The organism is Sphingobium sp. B10D7B (genome assembly GCF_025961955.1).
Classification (GTDB): domain Bacteria; phylum Pseudomonadota; class Alphaproteobacteria; order Sphingomonadales; family Sphingomonadaceae; genus Sphingobium.
In genome coordinates this window covers 2992204-3010366 of the sequence record NZ_JAOQOQ010000001.1, presented here as the reverse complement: position 1 = coordinate 3010366, position 18163 = coordinate 2992204, and the positions used below count along the sequence as shown (strand labels likewise).

The 18163-nt window shown below is 65.1% G+C and carries 14 protein-coding genes; 13 read left to right on the top strand and 1 reads right to left on the bottom strand.

Translation table 11 applies throughout. The annotated features are described in order from the left end of the window. Nucleotides 1-214: 214 nt before the first annotated feature. From M2331_RS13975 to M2331_RS13965, 3 genes are all read left to right on the top strand, one after another. The gene (locus M2331_RS13975) at nt 215-1174 is read left to right on the top strand and encodes an NAD(P)H-dependent flavin oxidoreductase (protein ID WP_181560837.1); all 960 of its coding nucleotides are present in this window, start codon (nt 215-217) and stop codon (nt 1172-1174) included. A 102-nt stretch (nt 1175-1276) separates the two neighbouring features. Next, nucleotides 1277-1579, top strand: coding sequence for a hypothetical protein (locus M2331_RS13970; protein WP_181560836.1), 303 nt, complete (start codon nt 1277-1279; stop codon nt 1577-1579). 314 nt (nt 1580-1893) lie between these two features. After that, complete coding sequence (locus M2331_RS13965) at nt 1894-4383, top strand: PAS domain S-box protein (RefSeq protein WP_181560835.1); 2490 nt, start codon at nt 1894-1896, stop codon at nt 4381-4383. Between the two features lie 23 nt (nt 4384-4406). Here the strand turns inward: M2331_RS13965 and M2331_RS13960 are convergent, their stop codons facing one another. Then, the gene (locus M2331_RS13960) at nt 4407-4901 is read right to left on the bottom strand and encodes a MarR family winged helix-turn-helix transcriptional regulator (protein WP_181560834.1); all 495 of its coding nucleotides are present in this window, start codon (nt 4899-4901) and stop codon (nt 4407-4409) included. 270 nt (nt 4902-5171) lie between these two features. On the opposite strand from M2331_RS13960, the gene ectA reads away from it, so the two are divergent. The 10 genes from ectA to M2331_RS13910 all read left to right on the top strand — a co-directional run bounded on the left by ectA (nt 5172) and on the right by M2331_RS13910 (nt 18148). Then, nucleotides 5172-5687, top strand: coding sequence for a diaminobutyrate acetyltransferase (ectA, locus tag M2331_RS13955; protein WP_181561544.1), 516 nt, complete (start codon nt 5172-5174; stop codon nt 5685-5687). Further along, nucleotides 5684-6994 carry a diaminobutyrate--2-oxoglutarate transaminase gene (gene ectB, locus M2331_RS13950; protein WP_181560833.1) on the top strand — a complete coding sequence of 437 codons (1311 nt, stop codon included), beginning with the start codon at nt 5684-5686 and terminating at the stop codon, nt 6992-6994. The genes ectA and ectB overlap by 4 nt, the downstream gene beginning before the upstream one ends. 15 nt (nt 6995-7009) lie before the next feature. After that, nucleotides 7010-7423: an ectoine synthase gene (locus tag M2331_RS13945; protein ID WP_181560832.1), complete on the top strand. Its 414-nt coding sequence runs from the start codon at nt 7010-7012 to the stop codon at nt 7421-7423. Nucleotides 7424-7455: 32 nt separating this feature from the next. Next, entirely contained in the window at nt 7456-8376 is a 921-nt protein-coding gene (thpD, locus tag M2331_RS13940) for an ectoine hydroxylase (protein ID WP_181560831.1), read from the top strand. Then, entirely contained in the window at nt 8373-9809 is a 1437-nt protein-coding gene (locus tag M2331_RS13935) for an aspartate kinase (protein ID WP_181560830.1), read from the top strand. The genes thpD and M2331_RS13935 overlap by 4 nt, the downstream gene beginning before the upstream one ends. A 22-nt stretch (nt 9810-9831) precedes the next feature. Next, a complete protein-coding gene (locus M2331_RS13930; protein ID WP_181560829.1) occupies nt 9832-11067 on the top strand; it encodes an MFS transporter in 1236 nt (411 codons plus the stop codon). Next, nucleotides 11064-12410, top strand: a complete 1347-nt coding sequence (locus tag M2331_RS13925; protein ID WP_181560828.1) for an MFS transporter — start codon at nt 11064-11066, stop codon at nt 12408-12410. Before M2331_RS13930 ends, M2331_RS13925 begins: the two co-directional genes overlap by 4 nt. Nucleotides 12411-12589: 179 nt before the next feature. Further along, nucleotides 12590-15490 carry a TonB-dependent receptor plug domain-containing protein gene (locus M2331_RS13920; RefSeq protein WP_181560827.1) on the top strand — a complete coding sequence of 967 codons (2901 nt, stop codon included), beginning with the start codon at nt 12590-12592 and terminating at the stop codon, nt 15488-15490. Nucleotides 15491-15570: 80 nt separating this feature from the next. Then, entirely contained in the window at nt 15571-17043 is a 1473-nt protein-coding gene (locus M2331_RS13915) for an FAD-dependent oxidoreductase (protein ID WP_181560826.1), read from the top strand. A gap of 34 nt (nt 17044-17077) precedes the next feature. Further along, nucleotides 17078-18148 (top strand): hypothetical protein, encoded by a 1071-nt coding sequence (locus M2331_RS13910; RefSeq protein WP_181560825.1) that lies wholly within the window; start codon nt 17078-17080, stop codon nt 18146-18148. Nucleotides 18149-18163: the final 15 nt, after the last annotated feature.

Below are 18163 nucleotides of genomic sequence, written 5' to 3'. Positions count from 1 at the left end.
CAACCGCGCCAGCAAGCTCGTCACATCCGGCGCTGCCCATGTCAGACCCGCCCGCATCGTTCTTGTCTGTCCCATGCCGCTTACCCCCTTGGCCTCGATTGGCTCTGCCGTAGCGGTAGCGTGCAGATGGTAAATGAAATGGTAACGATGCGAATTTCGCCGGCATTGACGGGCGAAAGTCGCCATGTCAGGCCGGGCGGGAGAGGAGAAACTGGTGTCCGTTCCCGAGAGCCTTCGCCGTGGTTTGCGTCTGCCCGTCATCGGCGCGCCGCTGTTCATCATCTCCAATCCCGATCTGGTCATCGCGCAGTGCAAGGCGGGCATCATCGGTGCCATGCCGTCGCTGAATGCGCGCGCGCCGGACCGCGTCGAGGACTGGCTGGAGCGCATCGTCACCGAACTCGCGGCGCATGATGCTGCCCATCCCGAGGCGCCGGCCGCGCCCTTTGCCGTCAATCTCATCGTTCATCGCTCCAACCCGCGCCTGATGGAGGATCTTGCGATCTGCGCCCGCTTCAAGGTGCCGCTGATCATCACCTCGCTGGGCGCCAATGAGGAGGTGAATGCGGCGGTGAAGGCCTGGGGCGGCCTCGTCTTCCATGACGTCATCAATCAGCGCTTCGCTCACAAGGCGGTCGAAAAGGGCGCGGATGGCCTGATCCTGGTGGCGGCGGGCGCAGGCGGCCATGCCGGCAGCCAGTCGCCTTTCGCGCTGGTGGCAGAGACGCGGACGTGGTTCGACGGGCCGATCGCCCTTTCCGGTGCCATCGCCACGGGCAGCGGCATCGCTGCCGCGCAGGCGATGGGCGCGGACTTTGCCTATATCGGCTCAGCCTTCATCGCCACGCAGGAAGCGCGGGCCAGCGCCGCCTACAAGCAAGGCATCGTGGACGGGCAGGCGGCGGACATCGTCTATTCGGATTACTTCACGGGCGTCTCCGGCAATTATCTGCGCGCGTCCATCGTCGCACAGGGGCTCGACCCCGACGCGCTGCCCGCCAGCGATCCCTCGGCGATGGACTTCGCTGCGGCGACAGGTGCCAAGGCGTGGAAGGACATTTGGGGCGCAGGCCAGGGCATTGGCGCGGTCACCGGCGTGGTGCCGGCCGCTGCGCTCATCGCGCGATTCGCCGCGGAATATGAGGATGCGCGCCGCTGCCTTTGCGCATCGTGAGGGCGTGCGCGGTACGCGGGCTGCACGGCGCGCCACGCGCCCGCCGGGCAAAACACGCCATGGGCCTTGATAATCGGCGACAAACCGGCCAATGGCCCGGCCATGGACAATAGTCGCATCTTTGAAGCGATCGCGCTGCGTCGCTGTCTTTCCGCCCGCTACAACAAGCTGGCGCTCGTGCTCGCGCCGCATGTGCTCTACAAGCGCAACGACAGCTACTTCATCGATGCCATCACCATCACCCGCGACGGCGCCGAGCCGCGCGAACCCAAGGTCGGCAGCTACAATCTGGCGGGCCTGAGCGAGCTGGACGTTCTTGAGACCACCTTCGATGTCCATCCGCTGTTCGACCGCATGGACCCGAAATATCGCGAAAATACGCTGTTCATGATCGACGCGGACTGAGTCTGGGTGGGGCGTACGCCCTTAAGACTTCTTCCCGTCCAGGCTCATCTGAGTCGGATGACGCCGCAGCGCCCGCCATTTTTGGCGCCTCTGCATTCCAAGACGCCCCGAGATTTCTGCTGTTTGTAGCCTGTTCCCTGTTTCAGAGCGGGCACAGGCTAGTCTTTGGGTGAACGCGCCGAGCAGACTCTGTACAAAATGGCATTTCGCGACCGTAGGTGGTGCGATAGACCGTCAGACCTTGGCGTATCGGCGAAGATCGCAAAATCTCGCAGGCGGCCCTCGATAGGATCTCGATACGAATGCTCCAGAATATGCCTGCGCGCGCTCAGCATCTGGCCTCTGCCGATCTGGCCTTCCTGGCTGGCGGGGGCGAGTGCGCTGCGTTGATCAGGGACAGGGACTGGAGCGCCACGCCGCTCGGCCCGATCGAAGACTGGGCGCCCTGTCTCAAATGCGCCGTTTCGCTGCTGCTTCGCTCGCAGGTGCCGATCGTGATGTTGTGGGGCGAGGAAGGCGTCATGCTTTATAATGACGCCTATTCCGGCTTCGCGGGCGGGCGCCACCCCGAGCTTCTGGGCTCCAATGTGCGCGAAGGATGGGGCGAGGTTGCCGACTTCAACGACAATGTCATGAAGGTCGGGCTGGCCGGCAAGACGCTCCATTATCGTGATCAGGAATTGACGTTGCACCGCCATGGCCGGCCCGAGCAGGTGTGGATGGACCTCGATTATTCGCCGGTGCTCGATGAGCAGGGGCAACCGGCAGGCGTTATCTGCATTCTCGCCGAAACGACCGAACGCGTCGCCGCCGAGCGCAAGACAGCGTTCCTGATGTCGCTGTCCGACGCGTTGCGCCCTTTGACCACGCCGGCCGACGTCATTGCCCTGACAGCGGAACGCCTTGGGGCGTATCTCTCGGCCAGCCGGGTGTTCTACGCGGAAATCACCGACGGCCGCATGACCGTCGAGCGCGATCATCATCGCGGTGTCGGATCGATCGTCGGCGAACATTCGCTCGAAGCCTTCGGCCCGGATCTGCTGAACGCCTATCGCGTCGGCACGCCCGTGGTGGTGCGCGATGTGCAGGCCGACGCGCGCCTGAGCGCCGAGGCAAAGGCCGGCCTTGGCGCGCGCGAGGTCGGCGCCTTCGTGGACGTGGTGCTGTTCGAGGAAAAACAGTGGGTGGGCTTGCTCGCGGTCCAGAATGCCACGCCGCGCGTCTGGACGGCGGAGGAGGAAACGCTCGTTCAGGAGGTGGGTGAACGCGTCAAGGTCGCCGTGGAGCGCGCGCGCTCGGAGCGGGACCGCCTGTGGACCTTGTCGCAGGATATGCTGGCCCGCGCCGATTTCACGGGCATGATGTCGGCCGTGAGCCCGGCCTGGACGCAGGTGCTGGGCTGGACGGAAGCGGAGCTGCTCACTCGCGGTTACGCGACATTCATGCATCCCGAAGACATGCCACCGACGCTGGAGGCCATCGAGCGCATGGCCCAAACCGGGGAGCCGACGCGGTTCGAGAACCGCATTGCGACGCGCGATGGCGGCTGGAAGCATATCGAGTGGACCGTCGCGCCGGAGCCCGATGGCGTGAACTTCGTCGCGGTCGGCCGTGACCTGAGCGAAACCAAGGCCCGCAATGCGGAGCTCGAAGCGGCGAGAGATGCGCTGCGGCAGAGCCAGAAGATGGAAGCCATCGGCCAGCTGACCGGCGGCGTCGCGCATGATTTCAACAACTTGCTGATGGCCATCACGAGCAGCCTCTCGCTGCTCGGCAAGCGGATCCCCGATGACCCCATGTCGAAGCGGCTCCTCGACAATGCCCAGCAGGGCGCCGAGCGTGGCGCCGCACTGACCCAGCGCATGCTGGCCTTTGCGCGGCGGCAGGACCTCTCGCCCGAACCGGTCAACGTCTCCTCGCTGCTCGATGGGTTGAAGGAATTGGCGCAACGGACGCTGGGGCCGCTCTGGCCGCTCGAATTTCATGGCGTTGCGGACGGCCCGTTCATCGTGGCCGATCCCAACCAGATCGAGATGGCGCTGCTCAACCTGCTGGTGAATGCGCGCGATGCCTCACCCGATGGCGGCGCGATCCGGATCGAGACGGATACCAAGCGGATTGCGCCGGGCGAATCGGCCGAACTGGCGCCGGGCAGCTATGTGCGCATTCTGGTCATAGACCAGGGCACGGGGATGGATGCCGAGACGCTGGCGCGGGCGACCGAGCCCTTCTTCACCACCAAGGGCGTCGGCAAGGGGACGGGTCTTGGCCTGTCGATGATCCATGGCCTTGTGCGCCAGCTCGGAGGCACCTTTACCCTGACGAGCGCGCCCGGGGTCGGGACGACGGCGGCGCTGTGGTTCCCCGTCTCCAGCGACGACGCCAACCGGCCGGCACGGGAGGCGGAGCCGGCGCTGTCTGCGGACGGCAAGGTTCGCCCGCTCAAAATTCTCGCCGTGGATGATGATCCGCTCATCCTGATGAACACGGCGGCGTTTCTGGAAGATCTCGGCCATCAGGTGTGGGAAGCCGATTGTGCGGCCGATGCTCTCAAGATCTTGCGGGACAATCCGGGCATCGACCTGCTCGTCACCGATCAGGCCATGCCGAACATGACTGGCGTGCAGCTTGCCATGCAGCTGATGGCGGATGACATTCGCCTGCCGATCATCCTCGCCACGGGCTATGGCGAGGTGCCGACGGATAGCGGCCTCAACGTCCTCAAGCTGGGCAAACCTTTCTCGCAGGGTGAGCTGAAGGCGGCCATCGCCCGCGCCATGGCGGAAGTCCGGCAGGCTCTGTAAGCGCCGGGATCAGCGCTCAGGGGTCAGGACGAATGCGGCCGCGCCCGGTCGATCGGGCCGCTGTCGAGCAAGGGGGCCGCGTCGATATGTTCGGCGTCCATCAACATGGCGAGGCGCTCGGTCGCGGCGAGGACCATCGCCTGTTCCCAGACGGGCAGAGCTGAAAAGCGCTCGGTAAAGGTCGCCTGAAGGGGATCGGGCGCTTCTGCGAGAGCCGTTTCTCCCGCCGCCAGAACATGCAGATGGAACTGCCGCTTGTCGCGTTCGCTGCGCTCGCGCTGAACAAAGCCCAAGGCGACAAGGCGGTCGACGATCGCCGTGATGGTGGCCTGGCTGAACTGCAGCGATTGGGCAATCGCGCTTGGCGTGGCGGAGGGGGCGGCGGCGATTTCCCGCAGCACCAGCAGTTGCGAGGGCGTGAGGCCGGTGGCCGTGGCGAGCTGGCGGCTGCCGATCTCCGTGGCGCGGAGAATCCGCCGCAAGGCGCGTAAAGTGGATGAAGCAATATCGAGGCTCATGCCGCGTCGATAGCGCAAGGCGCGCCCCACGCCAATTCGCCGCAATGACGGGAGTGGGCGGGCATATACTTTATCAGATGAACTAAAATTTGCCTCTTCCGGTTGAAGTGAGCGAGATCGGTGCCATATATGGCGCCGAACGACGCTCTGCACAGCGTCGCGTCTCAGAAAAGATAATTCGGGAGATAAACAATCTTTGATCGACAAGCTACAGCGGCTCTTGAGCCGCCAAGGGCTTCTGCGCACTTTTTAGATCGCGAGGGGCGATCTATTTCGCTTCGAAAGCCCGCCGCCACGGACGGGCCTGCCGTCAGTGCCCTGATTGCCGCGTCACCGCCGCTGGATGCGAACTCCGCCTATTGCAACCTCCTGCAATGCACCGATTTCGCCGACAGCTGTGCCGTCGCGGAATGCGATGGCGCCCTGGTGGGCTGGGTGTCTGGCTATCGCGTGCCGCAATCGCCCGAGACGTTGTTCGTCTGGCAGGTGGCCATCGCCGCCGCCATGCGGGGCCACGGCCTCGCAGGCCGGATGATCGAGGCCTTGCTGGCGCGCCCGCAGCAGCATGGGGTGACCCACATCACGACCACGATCACGCAGGACAACCGTGCATCCTGGGCGCTGTTCGAAGGACTGGCGCGGCGGTGGAACGTCCTCATCGAGAAGACCGCGCGCTTTGAGCGCGAGCCACATTTTGCCGGAGCGCACACCACCGAGTGGCAGGCGCGCCTCGGCCCGCTGCCTCATCTGGCAGCCGCAACAGAAGAAGGAACGCTGACAGCATGACCGCCAACATCTTGCCCCACCCCACGGCTCGCAAACCCGACACCGCCATTTACGAGCGGCGCGAATCCGGGGTGCGCAGCTATGCGCGCTCCATGCCGCGCCAGTTCAACCGGGCGCAGGGCGTCTGGATGCACGACAATCAGGGCGGCCGCTATCTCGACTTCCTGTCGGGCTGCTCGACGCTCAACTACGGCCACAACCATCCGGTCCTCAAAAGCGCTCTGGTCGATTATGTCGCCAGCGACGGCATTACCCATGGCCTCGACCTTCACACCGATGCGAAGGCGGATTTTCTCGCCGCGCTGGAGGAGGTTATTCTGCGCCCGCGCGGGCTGGATTATTGCGCGATGTTCACCGGGCCCACCGGCACCAATGCCGTCGAGGCCGCAATCAAGCTCGCCCGCAAGATCACCGGTCGCGAGATGGTGATCGCGTTCACCAACGGCTTCCATGGCATGACGCTGGGCGCGCTGGCCTGCACCGGCAATGCCGCCAAGCGCGGTGGCGCCGGCGTGCCGCTAAGTCATGTGGCGCATGAGCCCTATGATGGCTATCATGGGCCGGACGTCGACACGGCCGAGCTGCTGGAACGCCGCCTGTCTGATCCCTCAAGCGGTCTCGATGCGCCTGCCGCCATTCTGGTGGAAACGGTGCAGGGCGAAGGCGGGCTCAATGTCGCGTCGGCGGAATGGCTCCGCAAGATCGCGGCGATTGCCAAGCGCCATGGCGCGCTGCTGATTATCGACGATATTCAGGCGGGCTGCGGCCGCACCGGCAACTTCTTCAGCTTCGAGGGCATGGGCTTCACGCCGGACATCGTGACGATGGCGAAGTCGCTCTCCGGCATGGGCCTGCCCTTTGCGCTCACTTTGTTCAGCCCCGCGCTCGATCAATGGTCGCCGGGCGAGCATAATGGCACCTTCCGGGGCAACAACCATGCCTTCGTGACCGCCACCGCCGCGCTTCGCCATTTCTGGAGCGACGACACATTCCAGCAGAACATCGCCCGTCGCGGCGCGCTGCTGGAGCGGCGGCTGGAGGCGATGGCCGCCGAACATGGCCTCTCCACCCGCGGTCGCGGCATGATGCGCGGCATCGATGTCGGCTCGGGCGAGGTCGCCGAAACCATCACCGCCGCCTGCTTTGCGCAGGGGCTCATCATCGAAACCAGCGGTGCGCATGACGAGATCGTGAAGGTGCTCGCGCCTCTCGTGATCGAGGACGACGTGCTGTCGGCCGGCCTCGACATTCTCGAGGAGAGCATCCGGTCCGCGCTCAGCGTCCCTTATGGCGTCGCCGCAGAGTAAGAGGAGATACGCAATATGATCGTTCGCAAGCTGCAGGACATCCGCAAGACGGACCGCAACGTGAAGTCCAAGGGCTGGGAGAGCGCACGCCTCCTGCTCAAGGACGACGATATGGGCTTTTCCTTCCACGTCACCACCATGGAGGCGGGTGAGGAACTGCACATGCACTACCAGAACCATCTGGAGGCGGTGCTGGTCCTCAAGGGCACCGGCACCATCGAGGATCTGGGCACCGGCGTGACGCACAAGCTCTCGCCCGGCGTCATGTACGCCCTCAACGACCATGACCGGCACATCGTGCGCCCGGAGACGGACATATTGTGCGCCTGCACCTTCAATCCGCCGGTGACCGGCAAGGAAGTCCATGACGAACATGGTGCCTATCCCGCCGACACCAGTGCCCCGCGCGAGCCCGCGCTCGCCGACTGAACCATCTTTCAACCATTAGAAGGGGGAGAAGCATGCAAGACCTCTACCCATCCCGCCACGATAGCGTGGCGGCCTTTTCGCCGCGCCGCGACCCCGTCGTTCACAGCGACTGGAGCGAGGACGCACCCATCAGCCGCGCACAGGCCGAGCGCTTCGACCGCGACGGCTATCTGGTGCTGGAAGACCTGTTTTCCGGCGAGGAAGTCGCGTTCCTCCAGCGCCACGCCGGCAAGCTGCTGGCCGATCCCGATGCGCTGGAAGACGAAACTGTGATCAGCGAGCCGGGCAGCCGCGAGATCCGCTCCATCTTCCGCATCCACGCGCAAAGTCCGGTGCTCGGGCGGCTGGCCGCCGATGCGCGCCTGGCCGAGGTCGCCCGCTTCCTGCTGGGCGACGAGGTGTACATCCACCAGTCCCGGCTCAACTATAAGCCCGGTTTTCGCGGCAAGGAATTCTACTGGCACAGCGATTTCGAGACGTGGCATGTGGAAGACGGGATGCCGCGCATGCGCGCCCTGTCCATGTCCGTGCTGCTGGCCGAAAACACGCCGCATAATGGCCCGCTGATGCTGATCCCCGGATCGCATCGCCAGTTCCTCACCTGCGTCGGTGAAACGCCGCAGGATCATTATCGCCAGTCTCTCAAGAAGCAGGAATATGGCGTGCCGGACGAGGACAATCTCGCCGAGCTGGCCGACACGTTCGGCATCGTCGCGCCGACCGGCAAGCCCGGATCAGTGGTGATTTTCGACTGCAACATCATGCATGGGTCGAATGGCAACATCACGCCCTTTCCGCGCGCCAATGCCTTTCTGGTCTACAATGCCGTCTGCAACCGACTGGTCGCGCCGTTCGGTGTCGAGACGCCGCGCCCGGCCTTCATTGCCGCGCGAGGCGAGTCGCAGGCGATTACGCCTGTGAAGGGACCGTTGATGGAGGAGGCGCTGGCATGAGCCATAGTGTGGAAAAGATCGGCGGCACATCCATGGCCGCCACAACGACTTTGTTCGACAATGTGCTGATCGCCGGCCGCAAGGGCGCCGATCTCTACAACCGCATCTTCGTCGTCTCGGCCTATGCCGGCATGACCGACCTGCTGCTGGAGCACAAGAAGAGCGGCGAGCCGGGGGTCTATGCCCGCTTCGTCGCGGATGACGATGCCGATGGCTGGCGCCACGCCATGGATGCGGTGCGCGACGCGATGAAGACGCGAAACGCCGGGATGTTCGTGCGCGAAGAAAGCCTCGCCGAAGCGGACGCCTTTGTCGAGATGCGGATCGCCACCGTCGCCGCCTGCCTCGATGATCTGGCGCGGCTGCGCAGTCACGGCCGCTTCTGCCTCAAGGAGCAGCTGGTGACGGTGCGCGAGCTGCTCGCTGGCCTCGGCGAGGCGCACAGCGCGCATTCGACGGCGCTGCTGCTGCGCGACCGGGGCGTCAACGCCGCGTTCGTCGATCTCACCTTGTGGGACCAGCAGGACATGCGCGAACTGGATGAGCGCATCCTGCAGGCCTTCGCGTCCATCGATCTCAGCAACACGCTGCCGATCGTGACCGGCTATGCCGGATGCAGCGAGGGCATGGTGCGGCTCTATGCCCGTGGCTATTCGGAAATGACCTTCTCGCGCATCGCGGTGCTGACCGGCGCACGCGAAGCGGTCATCCATAAGGAATTCCACCTTTCGAGCGCCGACCCGCGCCTCGTCGGGACGGACAAGGCCCGCAAGATCGGCCGCACCAATTATGACGTGGCCGATCAGCTCGCCAATCTGGGCATGGAGGCCATTCACCCCGGCGCCGGGCGGGGCTTGCGTCAGACGGAGATCCCGCTGCGCGTGCGCAATACCTTCGACCGGGAGGATGGCGGCACGCTCATCTGCGGCAAATATGTCTCCGATACGCCGCGCGTTGAAATCGTGACCGGCGTGCGCCAGGCGCAGGCCCTGCAGTTCTTCGAGCAGGATATGGTCGGGGTGAAGGGCTATGACGCCGCGATCCTCGAGGCGTTGACTCGCCATGGCGCGTGGATCGTCAGCAAGGCCTCTAATGCCAACACCATCACCCATTATCTCTCGACGGACGCCCCGACGGTGAAGCGCGTGATCGCGGATCTGCAGGGACGCTACCCCGATGCCGCGATCTCCGCCCAGCCGGTGGCGATCGTCTCGGTGATTGGCAGCGACATCTCGCGGGCGGGGCTGCTGGCCGATGCCTTGCGCGCGCTCGCGGATGAAGGCGTGCCGATCATCGCGATGCAACACCAGATCCGCAATGTCGACGTGCAGTTCATCGTCGCTGTCGAGGATTATGAGACCGCCGTCGGCGCTCTCCACCGCGCCTTGGTGGAAGATGACGCGGCCATGACGGAGGACCGGCGCGCGGCGTGATCCGCGCGCTGCTCCACCCCTGATGCTCGCCGCGATCCAGCCCGTCCGCAGCCTCCTGCTCGCCATCTTCATGCTGATGGCGGGCAGTGGCTTTTTGTCGACGCTGATCAGCCTGCGGCTGGAGCGAGCCGGGGCGGGCACGATCGTGATCGGCGTGGTCGCCACGGCCTATTTCGCCGGGTTGGTCGTCGGCGCGCTGCGGGCCGGCGAGATCGTCCGGCGGGTGGGGCATATCCGCGCCTTTGCGGTGTTCGTCTCGCTGCTTTCGGCGAGCACGCTTTCTTATGCCCTCATCCAGTCCGCGCCGTTCTGGGCAGGCCTGCGCCTGATCGACGGCCTGTGCGTGGCCGGGGTCTTCATCTGCCTCGAAAGCTGGCTCAACGACCGGGCGGAGATGGAGACGCGCGGCAGCATCCTCGCTGCCTATATGGTCGCGCTCTATCTCGGGCAGGCAGTTGGGCAATTGCTGCTCGGCGCCAGTGGCACGCTGCCGGCCGCGCCGTTTCTGCTCGCGTCCATTCTCATTTCGCTGGCGATCATTCCGCTCTGCCTCACCCGCAGCAGCGCGCCGGCGCCGGTCGATGCAGAGGCCTTCACGATACGAGGACTCTACGCCGCCTCGCCGCTGGGCACGGTCGGTGCGGTGGCGACCGGCCTGATGCTCGGCGCCTTTTACGGCATGGCAGCAGTCCATGTACGGCGGCTGGGGCTGGACCTGAGCGCGACGGCTACGTTCATGATGATCGTGATCCTCGGCGGCGTGGCCCTGCAATGGCCGCTGGGCCGCCTGTCCGACCGGCTGGACCGGAGGCGCGTCATCGTCGGCTGCTTCACCGCGACGCTGGTCGTCAGCCTGATGCTCGCCACGCTGGCATCGCGCGGGCTGGACCTGCTGGTGCTCGGCGCCTTATTCGGTGGGCTGAGCTTTGCGCTGTATCCGCTCTGCGTCGCGCACTGCAACGACCGGTTGCTGGCGGCCGAGCGCGTCGCGGCGAGCGGGCGGCTAGTGCTGCTCTACTCGGCCGGCGCTGCCGCCGGTCCGCTGGGTGCGGCGCTGCTGATGAGCGCGGCGCCCGTGGGCGGCCTGTTCTTCTTCATCGCGCTGTGCGCGGGCCTGACGCTCGCTTTCGGCCTCTGGCGGCAGGCATCGACGCCGCCTGTGCCGGCGCCCGACCAGCAGGATTTCCAGATCGTCCCGCGCACCACCCCCATGGCCTCGCTGCTGGACCCCAACACTGTCGACGGACACACCGAATGACCGCTCCCTCGCTATCAGCCTCCCCCGACCAGCCGGTCGAGACTGCCACGCTGCGCCGCGCGATCGCGGCCTCGGCATTGGGCAACGCCACCGAATGGTTCGATTACGGCATCTACGCCTATGGGGTGACCTATATCTCGGCTGCGCTCTTCCCGGGCGATCTGGATGATGCGGTGCTGTTCGCGCTCGCGACCTTCGCCATCTCCTTTCTGGTGCGTCCGCTCGGCGGGCTGTTCTGGGGACCGCTGGGCGACCGGCTGGGGCGCAAGTCGGTGCTCGCATTCACCATTCTGCTGATGTCGGGCGCCACGCTCGCGGTCGGGCTTATCCCGTCCTATGCCAGCATCGGCCTCTGGGCGCCCGCGCTGCTCATCCTGCTGCGGATGGTGCAGGGCTTCTCGACGGGCGGCGAATATGGCGGCGCGGCGACTTTCATGGCCGAATATGCGCCGGACAAAAGGCGCGGCTTTTACGGCAGCTTTCTCGAATTCGGCACGCTGGCCGGCTTCTCCTTCGGCGCGATCCTCATGCTCAGCTTCTCGATGCTGCTCGGGGAGGCGCAAATGTATGAATGGGGCTGGCGCATTCCATTCCTGGTGGCGGGGCCGATGGGACTTGTCGGCATGTATTTGCGCTCGCGCATGGAGGACACGCCGGTCTTCCGCGCCCATGAGAGCGAAGCGCGGCCTTCGGTTTCGCTCCGCCAGCTCATGCACAGCCACTGGCGCCCGATGCTGGTCGTGGGCGGACTGGTCGTAGCGCTCAATGTCGTCAACTATACGCTGCTCAGCTACATGCCGACCTATCTCGAGCGGCGCATCGGCCTCACGGCGCAACATGCGCTGATCGTCCCGATTGTCGGCATGCTGTTCATGATGCTGTTCCTGCCCTTTGCCGGTTCGCTCTCGGACCGGATCGGGCGCAAACCAATGTGGCGCTTCTCGCTCATCGGCCTGCTGGTCTGTGTTGTGCCGCTTTATCTGCTCATGGGCACAGGCTTCCTCGGCGCCACGATTGCATTCGTGCTCCTCGGCCTCCTCTATGTGCCCCAGCTGGCGACGATTTCGGCGACATTCCCCGCGCTTTTCCCGACCGCCGCGCGCTTCGCCGGCTTCGCCATCGCCTATAATGTGTCCACCTCCATCTTCGGTGGCACGGCGCCGGCCATCGGCAGCGGCCTGATCACGCTGACCGGGAACGAGCTGATGCCGGCCTTCTATATGATGCTGGCCTGTCTGGTCGGGCTGCTTGCCCTGCACTTCATGCCGGAGACGGCGGGCCGCTCGCTTCACGAAGATGTTTTTGCTCGCGGTGACCGCCCCGGGAGGTCGAAGCGCCTCTGACCATTCTCGAATCGAGAATGCACCGCCAAAGCTACATAGCCTTCTGAACTGGCCCTCTCGCGCGTACCGCAGATCCTATCGCGCTCAGCCCGGACGGGAATCGTGTCGAACCCAGCTCTGCTGGTTCGGGTCTTCGGTCTGGCGATGCGCAATAAGAGCTTGAGCAGGGAGAGGATCAGATGAAAGCTATCAGCGCAGCCCGTTCGCGGTTCCATTTGGGCGTTTGCATTGCGGCAATGCTGTGCCCCCTCAGCGGCGCCTTGGCGCAGGTGAGCGACGATGCCGCCGAGCCGGCGACGGCTCAAGTTACGAGCGCGCAGCCGGAAGTCGCCGGTGCGGCCTCTTCTGCCGGCGCAGCGGCCGATCAGGACATCGTCGTCACCGGCTCACGCATTCAGGCGAGCGGCTTCACGGCGCCGACGCCGACCTCGGTCATCAGCACCGCGCAAATTCAGTCCGTGGCGCCGACGCGCGTCGATGACGCGCTCCGCCTCATCCCGGCCTTCTCGACGACCGGCAACGGCGTTGCGCGGGCCTTGTCATCCGCGACGGTGGTTGCCGATCTGCGCAATGTCGGCGCGCAGCGCACGCTCGTGCTGGTGGATGGCCGCCGCCATGTCGCGACCGCGCCGGAGGGCACCGTCGATCTCGGCGTCATCCCGGCCATTCTCATTGAACGCACGGAAGTCGTCACCGGCGGCGCCTCGGCGTCCTGGGGGTCGGACGCCGTGTCTGGCGTGATCAACCTCATTCTCAAGTCCAAACTCCAAGGCGTCGAGGGCACGGTTCAGAGCGGCATTTCGCAATATGGCGATGCCCAGAACGTGCTGGCAGGGCTGGCGGCCGGAACCAGCTTTGGCGGCGGGCGCGGCCATATTCTGATCGGCGGCGAATATTCCAAGAATGAGGGGATCGGCCAGACGCCCTATCGCCCGCGTCCCTGGGTGAGCCGTGGCGTCGCCGGCAACTCGGCTTATGCGCAAAATGGCCTGCCTGCGACCATCTACGCGGACGACGTGCGCCGCACCGACCTGTGGGAAGGCGGCCTGATCACCAGCGGTCCGCTGCGTGGCACGACCTTCCTCCCGGGGCAGCAGACCGGCCAGTTCGGCTATGGCGAAGTGTTCGGCAACCGGATGATCGGCGGCACGAGCAACTACACCGAGATCATCAATCCGGGCGGCAACCTCCAGCAGCCGGTCGAGCGCTATTCGGCGATGGCCCGCGTCTCCTATGAGGTGGTCGACAACCTCACTCTGTTCGCGGAAGGCAGCTTCGCGCGGTCGATCACCAATGGCTATTTCGCCGAGCCGCGTCAGCAGGGCTCCGTCACCGGCAACCCCACTTGTTCGGCGACCACCATTCCCGGCGGGCAGACCGGCAATGTGCTGGTGCCGATCACCAACCCCTATCTGAGCGACGACTTCCGCACGCGTGCGCTTGCCGCCGGCGTGACCTGCTTCAACTTCGGCCGCTCCCTGCGCGAGCAGGGCCTGGGCGCCGTGCGCGGACATGTCGGTTCGCCGTCGGTCTATCGCGGCGTCGTCGGCGTGGAAGGGACGCTCGGGAACTGGTCGTTCGATGCGTATTACCAATATGGCCGCAACCACTTCGTTCAGGAGTATGTCGGCCAGATCAACATGATCAATTATCGCAAGGCGATCGACGCCGTGCGCTCCGGCAGCAACATCGTCTGCCGCGTGAATGCCGATGCCAATCCGCTCAATGACGACCCGGCATGCGCGCCGCTCAATCTGTTCGGCTTTGGATCGCCCTCGCAGGAAGCCATTGCCTACATCACCGGCACGTCGCGCTTCGACCTCGTCACTAAGCAGCAAGTCGCAGCGTTCAGCGCCAATGGCGCGCTGTTCGAGGGCTGGGCCGGCCCGATCAACGCCGCGTTCGGCGCGGAGTATCGCGAAGAGTCGATCGATGCGACGGTGGACGCCATTTCGCAGGCCGGCCAGTGGCAGAGCGGCGCGCGCCAGCCGATCTCCGGCAGCTACAATGTGAAGGAAGTGTTCGGCGAACTGGCGATCCCGCTGTTGAAGGATCTGCCGTTCATTCGCTCGTTCGATCTCAACCTTGCCGCGCGCTACACGGATTATAGCACATCGGGTGGCGTCACGACCTGGAAGGTCGGCGGCACATGGGAATTGTCGAGCGAACTGCGGCTTCGCGCCACGCGGTCCCGCGATATCCGGGCGGGCAATTTTGCCGAGCTGTTCGCGCCGACGACGGTGGCGCGCCAGAACATTCGCGATCCGCGCCGGTCGACCAACTACACCGTCGAGGTCGCATCTCTGGGCAACCCCAATCTCGATCCCGAAAAGGCCGATACGCTCACGGCGGGCATCGTCTATCAGCCCCGTTGGCTGGACGGCCTGCGTCTCTCGGTCGATTATTACGATATCGATATCAAGGGCGTGATCGGGACGATCTCCGCGAACGAGGTGCTTGAGCGCTGCTATGTCGACGGCATTTCCGACTTCTGCGGCCTTGTCACGACTTCTGGCGGTGCCCCGGCCGGCGACATCACCGGTGTGACGGTCCGCTTCGAGAATCTGGATCGCCTGAAGACCAAGGGCGTCGATTTCGAAGCCGCGTATCGCTCCTCGCTGGAGAACATCTTCGGTCAGGGCGCCGGCTCGCTCTCCATTCGCCTGCTGGGGACATATCTGGACACATTGGCCACCACGGCCGTGTCCACCGCCAGCACGGAAGAACGGGCGGGCGAATATGTGACGCCGCACTGGCGCGTGTCCGGCCTGGTTACGCATGAACTGGGCCGCCTGACGAGCACGCTGGACCTGCGCTGGCTGCAGGGCGGCAAGATCGACAATGATTTCGTTGTCGGGACCGGCACGCTGAACAGCATCAACTTCAACGATACGAAGAACACCTTCTACACCAACGCGACGTTCACGGTCGATGTCTCGCGGGACGCCGACCGGAGCCGGGAGATGTTCATTCGCCTGAACAACATCTTCAATGTCGCGCCGCCCTTCCCGGACCAGGCATCGCCCTTGTTCGATCAGGTCGGCCGCGCATTCCGGGTCGGTCTGCGGTTCAAGATGTAAGGGCACCCGCGCTTCACCAACACTCATGGGATGGCGCCCGCAGCGCCATCCCTCCCCAGAAAGGATATGGTTCGCCGATTATGGACAGACCTAAAGTTCAGGAAGTTCGCCAGTCGGAGGATCGTTTTCTGGCCTCTGACGTGTTCGAGACGGGTGGCCGGGTGCTGCCGCGGGCCAATGGCACGGGGACCTGGGTCGAGCCCGCGCGCGAGATTCCGGTGTATCACAGCTGCGACGTGCTGGTGGTCGGCGGCGGGCCTTCGGGCACGGCGGCGGCCTGGGCGGCAGCGCAGGCCGGGGCCGATGTGGTGCTGATGGAGCGCTACAATCATCTGGGCGGCCTTTCCACCGGCGGCCTCGTCATCTGGATCGACCGGATGACCGACTGGACCGGCCGCCAGGTCATCCAGGGCTTTGCCAATGATGTGCTCGGGCGCCTGCCCGCCGCGGGCCTCGCCGGGCCGCCGCGCGCCGACTGGGGCTCGCGCGATCCCAAGAAGGCGAGCTACTGGGGCCAGCGCACTGCGGCGTTCCACGGCACGGTCTGCTGGTCGCCCACGCTCGATCCTGAGCGGTTGAAGCTGATCAGCCAGGAGATGCTGCTGGCGGCCGGCGTGCGGCTGGTGTTCCACAGCTGGGCGGCGGTGCCGATGGTCGCCGACGGCAAGGTCGAGGGCGTGGTGTTCGAATCCAAGGCCGGACGTCAGGCGCTGCGCGCCAAGGTGGTGGTCGACACCACTGGCGATGGCGACATCTTCGCGCGCGCCGGGGCCGAGTTCGACACCGACATCGAGGAAGGCGACGTCCATCACAGCGCCAACACCGGCTTCATGCTGGGCGGTGTGGACATGGACCGCTGGCTGGCCTTCCGCGCCAATGAGCCCGAGCAATATGCCGAATTCGCCAAGCTCGGCCGTGAGCGCCTCGGCTTCTTCCAGCCGCCTTATGTCTCCTGGCGCAACGACATCGCGCTGTTCCTCGGCCCGCGCCAGTCCGGCCTGTCAGCGCTGGACGTGGATGACCAGACCGAACTGGAGATCCGCTCGCACCGCTTCATGCAGACGCATTGCGAGTTCTTCCTCGAGCATGCGCCGGGCTTCGAGCAATGCTATATGCTGCAGAGCGGCTCGCAGCTTGGCGTGCGCCACACAAGGCGTCTGGCCGGCATGGGCAAGATCCTGCGCAGCCAGTGGGCCGACGGCATTGCGCTGCCTGACGAGGTCGGCGTCAGCCCATCGGTCAGCCTCAAATATCCGGTGATCTCGGTGCCCTATGGCGCGCTGGTGCCGCGCAAGCTCGATGGCTTGCTGGCAGGCGGCAAGCACATCAGCTGCGATGCCAACTCGCATGGCTTCATGCGCGAGATCCCGCAATGCTGGCTGACCGGACAGGCCGCTGGCGCCGCAGCCGCGCTCAGCGTGAACGCCGGCGTCCAGCCGCGCGCGCTGGATGTGGCCAGCCTGCAGGCAGAGTTGCGCAGGCAGGGCGTGTTCCTGCATGACCAGCCCGGTGAGATGAGCCAGACAGCGCAGGCGGCCAGCCGGCAGGCCTGACGCGCCCATAGAAACGATGGAGAGGATCAGAGAGATGCGCAGCGGTAACAGGACGAAGCGAACATATGCCGGGTTGCTGGCCAGCCTCCTGATCTCTCCGATCCTCGCCGGTGCCTCTCCCGCGACGGCTCAGGCGCCGACATCGCGCTCGACCGAGAGCGTCAAGGTCTCGGCCGTGGTGGCCGAGCGCATCGGCTCAGGCCCCGTCATCTATCCGGACATGCCGGGGCTGGAAGGCGATCTGGGCAACAACATCAACGGCCCGTCGGTGATCCGGGTGCCGAGCTGGATCAAGAATCCGCTCGGCAAATATTATATGTATTTCGGCCATCATCGCGGCGGCTACATCCGCCTGGCTTATGCCGATCGGCCCGAAGGCCCCTGGACCGTCTATAAGGATGGCACATTGCGGCTGGAGCAGACCTCGGCGCTGCACCACATCTCGTCTCCCGATGCTGTCGTGGATGAAGAGAATAAGCGGATCGTGCTCTATTATCATGGCGCCACCGAGATGCCTGGTGGCGACTATGGCGGCCGGCCCTATGCCCAGCGCAGCTTCGCTGCGACGTCGCCAGATGGTCTGAGCTTTACCGCTGCGTCCGGCGCGTTCGGGGCGCCCTATATTCGCGTGTTCAGTTACAAGGGCAGCAGCTACGGCCTGGGCATGGCCGACAAGGCGAGCGCCTATCCGGTCTGGCTGCGCAGTGGCCAGTTCTTCCGGTCGGCATCGCTCCTGCCGCCGTTCGAAGCCGGCCCGCGCATTCTCGATGAGATGCGTCATGCCGGCGTGACGCGCATCGGCGACACGCTGCATGTCTTCTACACCAATGTAGGGGACTCGCCCGAACGCATCCTCCATGCCAGCGTCGATTTGCGGCCGGATTGGTCGGAGTGGACGGCTTCGACGCCGACGGAAGTGATGCGCCCGGAAAAGGCCTATGAAGGCGCCAATCTGCCTTTGGTCTCCTCGCGCGGGGGCATGGCGACGGGCGCGGAGCATGCCTTGCGCGATCCCGGCGTTCTCAACGACGATGGCCGCATCTATCTCTATTATGCCGTCTCCGGCGAGAAGGGGATTGCGGTGGCGCGAGTGACTTTCAAATGATGACGCGCGGGCGGC